This window comes from Bacillus sp. FSL K6-0138, assembly GCF_037982765.1.
Lineage (GTDB): Bacteria > Bacillota > Bacilli > Bacillales > Bacillaceae > Bacillus > Bacillus glycinifermentans.
The window spans coordinates 2,983,147-2,996,421 of record NZ_CP150286.1 but is presented as its reverse complement, the minus strand read 5'-3'; the positions used below and the strand labels follow the sequence as shown (position 1 = coordinate 2,996,421).

Genomic DNA, 13,275 nt, shown 5'->3' with positions numbered 1-13,275 from the left:
CGTTTTTTTAGTGCGCCGCGATTATACTTCCATAATGATTGGAAGTATCATCGGACGGCGTTTTGTTTTTTCGTACAAGAAAGGTGCAAGCGTGTCTGTAATTTCGTTTTTGATTTCAGACCACTGTGTCGTTTTGCGCTCCATCACTTTTCTCAAATGTCCGGCAATCAGTTCCTGAGCGTCATTGATGAGGTCGCCTGACTCCCTCATGTAGACAAACCCTCTTGAAATTAAATCAGGTCCGGCGGAAATTTTGAATTCCTTCATGTTAATGCTGACGACGACGATGACGAGCCCTTCCTCAGAAAGGATTCTCCGGTCGCGCAGGACGATGTTGCCGATATCGCCGATGCCGCTTCCGTCAATATAAACGTTTCCGGAAGGGACTTTTCCGGCGACTGATGCTTCTTCGCTCGTCAGCGCCAGCACCTCGCCATTGTCCATGATAAAGCAGTTTTCCTCGGGAATTCCGCAGTCTGTCGCCAATTTCACGTGCATTTTTTGCATTCTGTATTCACCGTGAATCGGCATGAAGAACTTCGGCTTGATCAGGCGGAGCATCAGCTTTTGCTCTTCCTGGCCCCCGTGTCCGGATGTATGGATGTTCGTTACCGCGCCGTGGATAACATCCGCTCCTGCCCGGTACAGCTGGTTGATCGTGCGGCTGACGCTGATCGTATTGCCCGGGATCGGAGATGATGAAAATACGACTGTATCCCCCGGGTTGATCGAAATTTGCCGGTGCGTGCCGTTTGCGATTCTCGAGAGAGCCGCCATCGGCTCGCCTTGGCTACCCGTACAGAGAATCGTCACTTTTCCGGCCGGAAGCCTGTTGATTTCATTGGCTTCAACAAACGTGTTTTTAGGGCATTTAATATACCCGAGAGTTTGTCCGATTTCAATCGCCGATTCCATGCTTCGTCCGAATACGGCCACCTTCCGGCCGTTGGCAACCGCTGCTTCGATCACCTGCTGAAGACGGTGGATGTTTGAGGCAAAGGTGGCAAAGATGATTCTGCCTTCGACCTTGCGGAAAATGTCATCAATGCTTTCCCCGACTTTGCGCTCCGACATCGTGAAATCCGGAATTTCGCTGTTTGTGCTGTCAGAAAGGAGGCAGAGAACGCCTTCTTTTCCGATTTCGGCCATTTTGGTCAAGTTGGCCGGTTCGCCTACCGGCGTAAAATCGAATTTAAAATCGCCGGTATGTACGATATTTCCTTGCGGTGTTTTTACGACAATACCGTATGAGTCCGGAATGCTGTGTGTCGTCCTGAAGAAAGAAACCGACGTTTTTCTGAACTTGACAATATCGTCCTCTTCAATAATATGAAGCTTTGTCTGGCGCAAGAGGCCGTGCTCTTCAAGCTTCTTTCTTAAAAGGCCGATCGCAAGCTGCCCACCGTAAACCGGTACGTTCACCTGTTTGAGCAGGTACGGAATGCCGCCGATGTGGTCTTCGTGTCCGTGTGTAATAAAAAGGCCTTTGATCTTTTCTTCGTTTTTGACCAGATAGGTGTAGTCGGGGATAACGTAGTCGATTCCGAGAAGCTCGTCTTCCGGAAACTTAATCCCCGCGTCAATTAGCACGATCTCATCCTGAAATTGAACGCAGTACGTATTTTTGCCGATTTCCCCCAGTCCGCCCAAGGCAAAAACGGCCGTTTGATCGTTTTTAACAAATTTCATTCACTCATAACTCCAATACTTTAAATTTTTCGCTCTGTTTTTCAAATTCTAAAAAAGCGCCTTCAACTTCCTGTATAAACTCAATGTTGTAGTTGTATGATTTTAATTTAGATCTGACATCACGTTCAGATTGAGCTTCCACAAAAATTGAATCTGTTTTTTCACGAACAGGTACTTCGTCATTGCTGCTCTGAAAAAATACCTTATAAATCATCCAAATCTCTCCTTAACTGCCGATTGTTAGACTCATCTTTCTATTATATGCGAAATTGCCTCATAAGAAAAGCATTGAGAAAAAAAGGACCTGTTCACCTGTGTGAAGGTCCTTTTTACGCAATTGATTTTCTGCGCATCATGCCGTTTAATTGTTTTTTTAATTTTTTTCGAAGGCGGCGAAGCATGTCTTATTCCTCCTTTCGCTGACTTGTCCCAAACCGGCCTTGTTACCTTTAGTTCTATTATATGACGAATTTGCTCATTGTTACATGGATATTATTGGAATGCAATTTTGTTTTGATTTTCGGGTTGCGAAGGTTTTCTGAACGCTTCAGTTTTTGTATGATGGAACAGAGGAATGATAAAATCATACAACTAAGGGAGAAGGATTCACAGTCATGGATAAAAAACTGATTTTCTTTGATATTGACGGAACGATTTATGACCACGATAAAACCATTCCCGCGAGTGCAAAAACGGCCATTTCCAATTTGAAGGAGCGGGGACACCACGTTTTCATCGCCACCGGACGGGCCCCTTTTATGGTCAGTCCAGTGCTTGAAGAGCTCGGCATCGACTCGTTTATATCTTATAACGGCCAATATGTTGTGTTCGAAGGGGACGTCATCTATAAAAACCCCCTTTCCGGGCAATCCCTTGAAGCGCTGCTTGCGCATTCAGACCAATGCGGCCATCCCATCGTTTTTATGGGAGAGGAAGGCATGCGGTCTTCTGTCGATGATCATCCCTTTATTCACGAGGGAATCGGCAGCTTAAAAGTCGATCCGCCGCAATTTGACCGCTCTTATTATAAAGGCAGGGACATTTTCCAGGTGCTTTTGTTTTGTGAGGAGGCAGATGAACGCCAATACGGCCGCTTCAGCGAATTCGACCTCGTCCGCTGGCACGAGCGTTCGACAGATGTGCTGCCTGCGGGGGGATCAAAGGCCGAAGGGATTAAAAAAGTCATCGAAAAGCTTCCATTTGACAGGGAGGACACATACGCGTTCGGAGACGGGCTGAACGATTTGCAAATGATCAAATTTGCAGGCACCGGAGTGGCGATGGGAAATGCTGTACCAGAGTTGAAAAAAGCCGCCGATTTTATTACAAAACCCGTCGATGAGGACGGAATTGCGTTTGCGGTTGAGTCGCTCGGCCTTTTGAAATAATCCAAAAAAAGCGGATCAAAGCATGATCCGTTTTTTTGTTATCTGCCGACCGGTATTGCATGATCCGGCTCTTTCAGCGGGTTTTCTTTGTCGATATGATCATAGAACATCACACCGTTCAAATGATCGATTTCGTGCTGAAAGACGATTGCGGGAAATCCTTTTAATCGAATGTCAATATTCTCCCCTTCAAGGGTCGTTCCTTTTACCCTGATCCGCGCATATCTCGGCACATAGCCCGGAATCGGCTCATCGACGGAAAGGCAGCCTTCTCCGCTCGTCAAATAGCTTTTCTCGACTGAGTGGCTGACGATCTTCGGATTGAAAAGCGCGTAGCTGTATAATGTACCGTCCTCGCTTTCGGCATGAACGGCGATCATCCGTTTATTGACGTTAATTTGCGGAGCGGCAAGGCCTACCCCTGGACGAAGGTTGTATTTTTTAGCGATTTCGGGGTCCTGACTGTTCTTGACGAATTCGATCATTTCAGTCAGTTGTTTGATTTCTGTTTCGTTTGCCGGCAATTGAACTTCTTCGGCGACGGTCCTTAATGCGGGATGACCGTCGCGGACAATGTTTTCCATCGTGATCAACATCTTCACTCCCAATGATTAATATGTAAAGTATAGCGGATCATTTGCATGCCGCGCAATGTCTGAAAAAGCGCATTGGTAAAATGACCAGCCTGTTTCGGCTGGTCATTGCACAGGTACTAGCAGCACCCTAAATAAGCGGCACCTACAATAATCAGCAATATAAATAGAACAACGATCAAAGCGAATGTGCGGCCGTAACCATAACCGCCATACCCGTATCCATATGAAGGGCAGCAATAACCGTACATATTAAGACCTCCTCCGTAAATTTACGCAAAGCCTTTTTTCGTTGGTAGGCATAGCGTCTAATATAAATTATGTAAAAGCGTAAAGGTTGTATAGTCGAATGCCCACTTTCGCGCAAATTTCCCGGGTCAGCTGTTCTAAATCGGACAAGCTGATACATACCGATTTTGTATCAGCTTGTCCGATAGAGACAGGGACTTCGGTTGTCAAACAAACGAAGACGCTTTATAGTTGAATTTGTGTTTAGATTGGGGGAAATACGAAAGTGAAATCTTTAAAAATGCGCGTGCCGACCGGCATTGCCGTCTTTTGCGCGGCGGCCTTTCTGCTTGCGGGATGCTGGTGGGAAGATCCGGTGGACTCGCTGCACGCCGCGTTCGAAAAGGTCGTAGATCTGGAAAAGCCGTTTCAAAAGGAGCAGAAATCTCTGAAAAGCCTGGAGCAAACCGAATCAAAGCTTTACGACAAGATGATGAAACTCAATATGGATGATTTTGACCAAGTCGTTGCCCTCTCAGAAAAAGCGCTCACATCTGCCGATAAACGGGAGCGGCATTTGAAATCGGAAAAAGAAAGCATCGATAAGGCCAAAAAGGAGTTTGAGGCGCACAAAGCTTCCGTCGAAAAAATCGACGATCAGAAAGTCAAGAAGAAAGCGCAAAGCGCGGCTTCCTATATGGAAAAGCGCTACCTGGCGTATGACAATCTCTACAAGTCCTATCAGGATGCGCTCGGGCTTGATAAAGAACTGTACAAACTGCTTCAGAATAAAGACGCCGGACTTAGCGAGCTTGAAGCGCAGCTGAATAAAATCAACAAATCATACGATGCAGTGTTAAAGCAAAACGAACGCTTTAATACCTACACGACAGACTACAACAAAGCGAAAAAAGATTTTTACAAGGCCGCAGGGTTTGATGTCAAGGAGAGCCGTTGATTCGGCTCTCCTTTTTTCGACAAAATCTGCAAAGCTATTGTAATACAGTTTGAGGTTTATACTAGAACAGTTTTATAACAGGGTGAAGAGCGTGAAAACAGTGTTTTAGTAAAGCGAATACATTTATTGAATTTCGGGAATGAAATCGATTGACGAGTACCATCGACTGGTGTAAACTTAGCGGTGGTGGAACTTGTTGTATTAGTTTGTAGCAAGCGATAAATGATACAGTTTTAGAACGCGTCGGGCTGTCCTTACATAAAATGTTTCGACAACAAGTACAGCGGCTAATATGAAATAAATATGAGTTGCGCCTGACAATTTAGGACACCCTAATTCTGTATGTATAAGGATTACACGTCTATGACTGTCAAAAGAAAGGAAGAGGTGACTTTAATATGGCTGCAAAAACGAAAAAAGCAATCGTTGATAGCAAAAAGCAATTTGATGCCATTAAAAAGCAGTTCGAAACGTTTCAAATTTTGAATGAAGAAGGCAAAGTCGTAAACGAAGCGGCAATGCCTGATTTATCTGATGATCAATTAAAAGAATTAATGCGCCGCATGGTGTATACGCGTATTTTAGACCAGCGTTCCATTTCTTTAAACAGACAAGGCCGCCTTGGTTTCTATGCGCCGACTGCAGGTCAGGAAGCTTCTCAAATTGCTACGCATTTTGCGCTTGAGAAAGAAGACTTCGTCCTTCCCGGCTACCGTGACGTTCCGCAGCTGATCTGGCACGGTCTTCCGCTTTATCAGGCGTTCCTGTTCTCACGCGGACACTTCCGTGGAAACCAAATGCCTGACGATGTTAATGCGCTTTCACCGCAAATCATCATCGGTGCGCAGTACATTCAGACAGCCGGTGTGGCTCTCGGTCTGAAAAAGCGCGGCAAACAGGCTGTGGCGATTACTTATACAGGTGACGGAGGAGCTTCTCAAGGGGATTTCTACGAAGGAATCAACTTCGCGGGCGCTTACAAAGCTCCGGCTATCTTCGTTGTTCAAAATAACCGCTATGCGATTTCAACGCCTGTCGAAAAGCAGTCAGCTGCTGAGACGATTGCTCAAAAAGCTGCAGCCGCAGGTATCGTCGGCGTTCAAGTAGACGGAATGGATGCGCTTGCTGTATATGCCGCTACACGCGAAGCTCGCGAACGCGCGATCAACGGCGAAGGCCCTACTCTGATTGAAACGCTTTGCTTCCGTTACGGTCCTCATACAATGGCCGGAGACGATCCGACGAAATACCGCACAAAAGAAATCGAGAATGAGTGGGAGCAGAAAGATCCGCTTGTCCGTTTCCGCAAGTTCTTGGAAGCTAAAGGCCTATGGTCTGAAGAAGAAGAAAACAAGGTAATCGAAGAAGCGAAAGAAGAGATCAAACAGGCAATCAAAAAAGCCGACGAAGAGCCGAAGCAAAAAGTGACCGACCTGATCGACATCATGTATGAAGAGCTTCCTTACAACCTTGCAGAACAAAAGGAAATTTATAAAGAGAAGGAGTCGAAGTAAGCCATGGCGCAAATGACAATGATTCAAGCAATCACTGATGCGTTACGCACAGAACTGAAAAATGACGAAAATGTCTTAGTTTTCGGAGAAGACGTCGGTGTTAACGGCGGCGTATTCCGTGCGACTGAAGGATTGCAAAAAGAGTTTGGTGAGGATCGCGTATTTGACACTCCTCTTGCTGAATCTGGTATCGGCGGTCTTGCGCTCGGTCTGGGCTTACAAGGCTACCGTCCGGTAATGGAAATTCAATTTTTCGGTTTCGTTTATGAAGTAATGGATTCCGTTTCCGGCCAAATGGCTCGGATGCGCTACCGTTCCGGCGGACGCTGGACTTCCCCTGTGACGATCCGTTCTCCGTTCGGCGGCGGCGTTCACACGCCTGAGCTTCATGCCGACAGCCTTGAAGGGCTTGTTGCGCAGCAGCCTGGTCTTAAAGTGGTAATTCCTTCAACTCCGTACGATGCAAAAGGACTTTTGATTTCCGCGATCCGCGACAACGATCCGGTTGTTTTCCTTGAGCACATGAAGCTTTACCGTTCATTCCGCCAGGAGGTTCCTGAGGAAGAGTACACGATCGAAATCGGCAAAGCTGATGTGAAGCGTGAAGGTACAGATCTTTCCATTATCACATACGGAGCGATGGTTCACGAATCATTAAAAGCTGCAGAAGAACTTGAAAAAGAAGGCGTATCTGCTGAGGTTATTGACCTTCGCACTGTCAGCCCGCTTGATATTGAAACGATCATCGCGTCAGTTGAAAAAACAGGCCGTGCAATCGTCGTTCAAGAGGCTCAAAAACAAGCAGGCGTCGGGGCTAACGTCGTAGCCGAAATCAACGACCGCGCAATTCTTAGCCTTGAAGCGCCTGTGCTTCGCGTCGCTGCACCTGACACTGTATTCCCGTTCTCTCAAGCTGAAAGCGTTTGGCTTCCAAACCATAAAGACGTGCTTGAGACTGCGAAAAAAGTGTTGGAATTTTAATCTGACAACCGGAAAGGGAAAAGATGTCATACATATTTTTCCCTCATGCATTTCCACAGTCAGACGGAAACATTTAGCCGTGTAACTGACGGTCGGCCGGGACGCCCGGCTGACGGATTTATCAACTACGTAAATATCTTAGGAGGTCGAGAACTGTGGCATTTGAATTTAAACTTCCAGATATCGGGGAAGGAATCCACGAAGGCGAAATCGTAAAATGGTTCGTCAAGCCAAACGATGAGGTAAACGAAGACGACGTTTTGGCAGAGGTTCAAAACGACAAAGCTGTTGTAGAAATTCCTTCACCTGTTAAAGGAAAAGTATTAGAATTAAAAGTTGAAGAGGGAACAGTCGCAACTGTCGGGCAGACGATTATCACATTTGATGCACCGGGTTACGAAGATCTTCAATTTAAAGGCGACGACTCTGGCGACGCCAAAACAGAAGAACAAGTTCAGTCTTCAGCCGAAGGCGGTCAAGATCTGGACAAAGCGAAGAGTCCTGAACAGCCGGCACAAGAAACAGGCGCAGGCAAGCAGGACCAAGCGGATGCAGATCCGAATAAACGCGTTATCGCGATGCCTTCCGTACGTAAATACGCTCGCGAAAAAGGCGTAGAGATCGCGAAAGTTGCCGGATCCGGCAAAAACGGCCGCGTTCTCAAAGAAGATATCGACAGCTTCTTAAGCGGCGGAAATGCGGAAGCTCCGGCTGCGCAAGCAGACAAAAAAGCGGAAACAGCCGCACAACCTTCAGCTCAAGCTCAAGCTCCGGAAGGCGAATTCCCGGAAACACGCGAAAAAATGAGCGGAATCCGCAAAGCAATCGCAAAAGCAATGGTAAATTCAAAACATACGGCTCCACACGTTACATTAATGGACGAAGTCGATGTTACAAACCTTGTGGCACACCGCAAGCAGTTTAAGCAAGTTGCGGCTGACCAAGGCATTAAGCTTACTTACCTCCCTTATGTGGTGAAAGCTTTAACATCAGCTCTTAAAAAGTATCCAGTATTGAACACATCAATTGACGATAACACTGATGAAGTTATTCAGAAGCACTACTACAACATCGGAATCGCAGCAGACACAGATAAAGGCCTGCTTGTACCGGTTGTTAAACACGCGGATCGCAAAGCGATTTTTGAGATTTCAAACGAAATCAACGAACTTGCTACAAAAGCGCGCGAAGGAAAGCTTGCTCCTGCTGAAATGAAAGGCGCTTCTTGCACGATCACAAACATCGGTTCTGCGGGCGGACAATGGTTCACACCGGTTATCAACCATCCTGAGGTTGCGATCCTTGGAATCGGCCGCATTGCTGAGAAAGCCGTTGTTCGTGACGGTGAAATTGTCGTTGCACCTGTTCTTGCTCTTTCCTTGAGCTTTGACCACCGTATGATCGACGGAGCAACTGCTCAAAACGCGTTGAATCACATCAAGCGTTTACTGAACGATCCACAATTAATTTTAATGGAGGCGTAATGTCATGGTAGTAGGAGATTTCCCTATTGAAACAGATACTCTTGTCATCGGTGCGGGACCTGGCGGCTATGTAGCTGCCATCCGCGCTGCCCAGCTTGGACAAAAAGTAACAATCGTTGAAAAAGGCAATCTTGGAGGCGTATGTCTGAATGTCGGATGTATTCCTTCTAAAGCTCTGATCAATGCAGGCCACCGTTATGAGAATGCAAAGCATTCTGAAGATATGGGGATCACTGCTGAAAACGTAACAGTGGACTTTACAAAAGTTCAAGAATGGAAAGCCTCTGTCGTGAACAAGCTTACCGGCGGTGTTGAAGGCCTTCTGAAAGGCAACAAAGTCGATATCGTAAAAGGTGAAGCGTATTTTGTAGACAGCAACTCTGTCCGTGTAATGGATGAGAATTCAGCTCAGACTTACACGTTCAAAAATGCGATCATCGCTACGGGTTCTCGCCCTATTGAATTGCCAAACTTCAAATATAGCGACCGTGTACTGAATTCAACCGGCGCTTTGGCTCTTAAAGAAATTCCTAAGAAGCTTGTCGTAATCGGCGGCGGATATATCGGAACAGAGCTTGGAACAGCGTATGCAAACTTTGGTACTGAACTTGTTATTTTAGAAGGCGGAGACGAAATTCTTCCTGGCTTTGAAAAACAAATGAGTTCTCTTGTCAAACGCAACCTTAAGAAAAAAGGCAATGTTGAGATCCATACAAACGCGATGGCAAAAGGCGTTGAAGAAAAAGCTGACGGCGTAACAGTCACTTTTGAAGTAAAAGGTGAAGAAAAAACCGTTGATGCAGATTACGTACTGATCACTGTCGGTCGCCGTCCAAATACGGATGAGCTTGGCCTTGAGCAAGTAGGCGTCGAAATGACAGACCGCGGCATCATCAAAACAGATAAGCAATGCCGTACAAACATTCCAAACATTTACGCAATCGGTGATATCATCGAAGGCCCGCCGCTTGCACACAAAGCGTCTTACGAAGGTAAAATTGCCGCTGAAGCCATTTCCGGTGAAGCTGCTGAGATCGACTACCTCGGAATTCCTGCAGTTGTCTTCTCTGAGCCTGAGCTTGCATCAGTCGGCTATACTGAAGCACAAGCGAAAGAGGAAGGCATTGAAATCACTGCTGCGAAATTCCCGTTTGCTGCAAACGGACGCGCGCTGTCACTCAATCAAACTGACGGTTTCCTTAAACTTGTGACACGCAAAGAAGACGGACTCGTTATCGGTGCACAAATCGCCGGCGCGAGCGCTTCTGATATGATTTCTGAGCTGAGCCTGGCAATCGAAGCAGGAATGACTGCAGAAGATATCGCCATGACGATCCACGCTCATCCAACATTGGGAGAAATCACAATGGAAGCTGCCGAAGTAGCAATCGGCCTGCCGATCCATATCGTAAAATAAAAAATAAGAAATCCCCTTTTTCCGGGGATTTCTTATTTTTTTAATTGTTTTCGAAGAAGCTCCACGATTTTTGCTTTGTCTTTTATTTTTCCCTCAATCTTGACCAGTACTTTTTTATCATGGACAAGCAGCAAGCTTGGAAATGTGTGCACGTCCTTTTTCCAATCTCCCTTTTCATGCAAGATTTCCATACCTGAAACCTGCTTTGGAAACTCCTGTTTTAAATCCATCAGAGCATCATAGTATGCGACTTCCTGTTCCATATGCTCGTCATCGGAAAAAAAGAGAAGCTTGACGCGATGTGTATTGTCATTTTGCTCATTCTGATCAGCCGAGATGTGAGATAAAGAACATCCACTCGCAAAAAAAAGGATACAAACAGCGGTGATAACAGCCCGACACAGCATCCGTCCCTTCACCTCTCTTAAAAATGCAAGTCAATTTACCTGTTTTTACATAACTGTTCAATTAGTAAACAATTCCTATTTTATCATGATAATAGGAAAATCCATTCGTTGTTACCGATTTGTTATCAAATTGATAACTCTTGTTTCATTTGCGGAATGTTTCTTAATAACAGGATAAATTAGGAAAAATGACACAGGTCTTAAAAAAACGTTCTGCACATGCTTAAAGTGTGAATAAACATGAAATACCGGATTGTTCAATCGTTAAAAAACATACAAAAATAATATGAATGTGTTATACAATTTACCATTGACAATGTTAATGTGACATCATATTATAAGGGTAACAAAATTAAACGCTTCCATTTTGAAATGAAAAGGGGAATGAAAGATGGGAACGATCGTTTGTCAAGAATGCAATGAAACCATTCAGCATTTTGAGGATGAAAAGGTGACGGTTCTTTACGGAACGTGCGGACATTGCAACTGCTGTCACGAAGAGGAGAAATAGACAAAAAAAGCATGCGGCATCAGATCAAATCGGCCGCATGCTTTCGTATTTTACAGGATTGCCTGCTGTTCTTTAATGACCCGGATCATATGGAGCGTGTCATCTTCAGGCCCTTGAACAGGAAGGCCCGCTTCAAGGTTTTTTTCAATGTAGGTGATGTTTTCCTCTGTAATGATCTCGCCCGGTATGAAGATCGGTATGCCTGGAGGATAAACCATGACAAACTCTGCGATAATCCGTCCGGCCGCTTGTTTAAACGGGACGACTTCCGTATTTGCGTAAAATGCATCACGGGGCGTCATTGCAAGGGCAGGGATATCGGGAAGAAGCACTTCAGGCTTTGTTTTGCTTACTCCGGATGAAACAGCCTGGCGGGCGATTTCCGTCAGCGCCTTGATCAGCGCTTCTGCATCCTCGCTGCGGTCTCCCGGCGTAAAGATGCAAAGGATGTTGTACAAGTCAGAAAGCTCAACTTCGATATGATAGGATTCGCGAAGCCATTTTTCTACATCATGCCCTGTCAAACCGAGGTTTTTCACAGAGATAATCAGCTTCGTCGGGTCATAGTCATAGGCTGCTTTTGAACCGAGGATGTCCCTGCCGGCGCAAAAGAGCCCTTTAATGTGATTGATGCGCTCCCGCGTTTGGTTGGCGAGTTGAATCGTTTGTTCGATCAATTCATGCCCTTCTGTTGCCAGGCGTTTTCTGGCGACATCGAGGGAAGCAAGCAGCAAGTAGGATGTCGACGTCGTCGTCAACATGCTCAAAATCGACTGCACCCTCTCTTTTGATACGAGTCCTTCTTTCATATTGAGCACTGAGCTTTGTGTCAGTGACCCGCCGAGTTTATGAACGCTTGTTGCCGCCATATCAGCTCCCGCCTGCATGGCTGAAACAGGCAGATCCTCATGGAAGTGGATATGAACGCCGTGCGCTTCATCCACAAGGACAGGGACGTTGAACGAATGCGCCACATCGACGATGCTTTTTAAATCGGCCGCAATGCCGAAATACGTCGGATTGATCACGAGAAGCCCTTTTGCATCTGGATGCTCAAGCAGCGCTTTTTTTGCTGATTCAGGCGTAATACCGTGAGAAATCCCGAACTCATCGTCGATTTCAGGGTGAACGAAGATCGGCACAGCACCGGAAAATACGATTGCCGACATAACCGATTTATGAACGTTTCTCGGAACGATGATCTTGTCTCCCGGCCCGCAGACTGCCATGACCATCGTCATGATGGCCCCGCTTGTTCCTTGAACGGAAAAGAACGTGTAGTCGGCGCCGAACGCTTCAGCCGCCAAGTCCTGCGCCTCTTTGATGATCCCTTTTGGAGCGTGGAGATCATCAAGCGGCTCAATATTGATTAAATCTATACTTAACGCATTTTCGCCGATGAACTGTCTGAATTCAGGATCCATTCCAGACCCTTTTTTGTGCCCGGGAATATGGAATTGAATCGGCTGCTTTTCAGCGTGTTTTTTTAAACCGGTAAATAAGGGTGTTTCGTGCTGCAACAATTGTATTCCCACCTTCATGTAGATGCCTACTGCTTATTGTTAGTCAAAATCGATTTTATTTTCCTTGATGGCATAAAACAAATGAATTATATTATGTTCTTGAAAGAATGTAAAGAACAATTTAAGATCTTTCTAAGGGGATGGAACATGCCCTTGGATAGACGCAAAAAAGAAAACGAATACTACATAGAACAAAGCCGTTACAAGGAGATGAAGAAAATGGAAGAAGAATATCAATATCCGATGGATGAAGACTGGAGCACCGAAGAAGCGATTGATGTCATTTCGTTTTTCCAGGCTGTCGAGCTCGCTTACGAAAAGGGCGTAAAGCGCGATGTATTAATGAGCGCATACCGTCGATTCAAAGAGATCGTGCCTGGAAAAGCCGAGGAAAAAAAGCTGTGCAGCCAGTTTGAAGAGGTGAGCGATTATTCTCCGTACCGGGTGGTAAAAAAGGCAAAAGAACTGACAGAAGACGATAAAATCAAAATGTAAAAAGGGATGAATGTGTTCATCCCTCCAGACCGTTGACAAAACAGGTCGGATTTTAAAAATCCGACCTGTTTTTGTCCATTTTATTCT

14 protein-coding genes are annotated in these 13,275 nt (G+C 45.8%); 8 read left to right on the top strand and 6 right to left on the bottom strand.

Annotated features, from left to right (window positions below; all coding sequences use genetic code 11):
- Positions 1-21 precede the first annotated feature (21 nt).
- Together rnjA and MHB78_RS15895 are read right to left on the bottom strand one after the other, a co-directional pair.
- Positions 22-1,689: a ribonuclease J1 gene (gene rnjA, locus MHB78_RS15900; protein WP_046130599.1), complete on the bottom strand. Its 1,668-nt coding sequence runs from the start codon at positions 1,687-1,689 to the stop codon at positions 22-24.
- Between the two features lie 4 nt (positions 1,690-1,693).
- Positions 1,694-1,903, bottom strand: a complete 210-nt coding sequence (locus MHB78_RS15895; RefSeq protein WP_046130600.1) for a DNA-dependent RNA polymerase subunit epsilon — start codon at positions 1,901-1,903, stop codon at positions 1,694-1,696.
- 400 nt (positions 1,904-2,303) lie between these two features.
- Here MHB78_RS15895 and MHB78_RS15890 point away from each other — a divergent pair, with 400 nt between their 5' ends.
- Positions 2,304-3,077, top strand: coding sequence for a Cof-type HAD-IIB family hydrolase (locus tag MHB78_RS15890; RefSeq protein ID WP_046130601.1), 774 nt, complete (start codon positions 2,304-2,306; stop codon positions 3,075-3,077).
- Between the two features lie 38 nt (positions 3,078-3,115).
- Here MHB78_RS15890 and def read toward each other — a convergent pair whose 3' ends face one another.
- Entirely contained in the window at positions 3,116-3,670 is a 555-nt protein-coding gene (gene def, locus MHB78_RS15885; RefSeq protein ID WP_046130608.1) for a peptide deformylase, read from the bottom strand.
- A gap of 119 nt (positions 3,671-3,789) precedes the next feature.
- A complete protein-coding gene (locus tag MHB78_RS15880) occupies positions 3,790-3,921 on the bottom strand; it encodes a YjcZ family sporulation protein (protein WP_082094089.1) in 132 nt (43 codons plus the stop codon).
- A 278-nt stretch (positions 3,922-4,199) separates the two neighbouring features.
- Between MHB78_RS15880 and MHB78_RS15875 the strand changes: the two genes are divergently transcribed.
- From MHB78_RS15875 to lpdA, 5 genes are all read left to right on the top strand, one after another.
- Positions 4,200-4,856, top strand: a complete 657-nt coding sequence (locus MHB78_RS15875) for a YkyA family protein (RefSeq protein ID WP_046130609.1) — start codon at positions 4,200-4,202, stop codon at positions 4,854-4,856.
- A 398-nt stretch (positions 4,857-5,254) separates the two neighbouring features.
- Positions 5,255-6,370, top strand: a complete 1,116-nt coding sequence (pdhA, locus tag MHB78_RS15870) for a pyruvate dehydrogenase (acetyl-transferring) E1 component subunit alpha (protein ID WP_046130602.1) — start codon at positions 5,255-5,257, stop codon at positions 6,368-6,370.
- A 3-nt stretch (positions 6,371-6,373) separates the two neighbouring features.
- A complete protein-coding gene (pdhB, locus tag MHB78_RS15865; protein ID WP_046130603.1) occupies positions 6,374-7,351 on the top strand; it encodes a pyruvate dehydrogenase complex E1 component subunit beta in 978 nt (325 codons plus the stop codon).
- Positions 7,352-7,506: 155 nt separating this feature from the next.
- Entirely contained in the window at positions 7,507-8,835 is a 1,329-nt protein-coding gene (locus MHB78_RS15860) for a dihydrolipoamide acetyltransferase family protein (protein WP_046130604.1), read from the top strand.
- 4 nt (positions 8,836-8,839) lie between these two features.
- The gene (gene lpdA, locus MHB78_RS15855) at positions 8,840-10,252 is read left to right on the top strand and encodes a dihydrolipoyl dehydrogenase (RefSeq protein WP_046130605.1); all 1,413 of its coding nucleotides are present in this window, start codon (positions 8,840-8,842) and stop codon (positions 10,250-10,252) included.
- 32 nt (positions 10,253-10,284) lie between these two features.
- Here the strand turns inward: lpdA and MHB78_RS15850 are convergent, their stop codons facing one another.
- Complete coding sequence (locus tag MHB78_RS15850; protein ID WP_231947443.1) at positions 10,285-10,671, bottom strand: hypothetical protein; 387 nt, start codon at positions 10,669-10,671, stop codon at positions 10,285-10,287.
- Positions 10,672-11,050: 379 nt separating this feature from the next.
- Here MHB78_RS15850 and MHB78_RS15845 point away from each other — a divergent pair, with 379 nt between their 5' ends.
- On the top strand, positions 11,051-11,170 hold the full coding sequence (locus MHB78_RS15845; protein ID WP_082094090.1) for a GapA-binding peptide SR1P: 120 nt from the start codon (positions 11,051-11,053) through the stop codon (positions 11,168-11,170).
- 50 nt (positions 11,171-11,220) lie between these two features.
- On the opposite strand, the gene MHB78_RS15840 is transcribed toward MHB78_RS15845, so the two are convergent.
- Positions 11,221-12,693 (bottom strand): aminotransferase class I/II-fold pyridoxal phosphate-dependent enzyme, encoded by a 1,473-nt coding sequence (locus MHB78_RS15840; RefSeq protein WP_046130607.1) that lies wholly within the window; start codon positions 12,691-12,693, stop codon positions 11,221-11,223.
- Positions 12,694-12,912: 219 nt separating this feature from the next.
- On the opposite strand from MHB78_RS15840, the gene MHB78_RS15835 reads away from it, so the two are divergent.
- Positions 12,913-13,188: a UPF0223 family protein gene (locus tag MHB78_RS15835; RefSeq protein ID WP_046130610.1), complete on the top strand. Its 276-nt coding sequence runs from the start codon at positions 12,913-12,915 to the stop codon at positions 13,186-13,188.
- Positions 13,189-13,275: the final 87 nt, after the last annotated feature.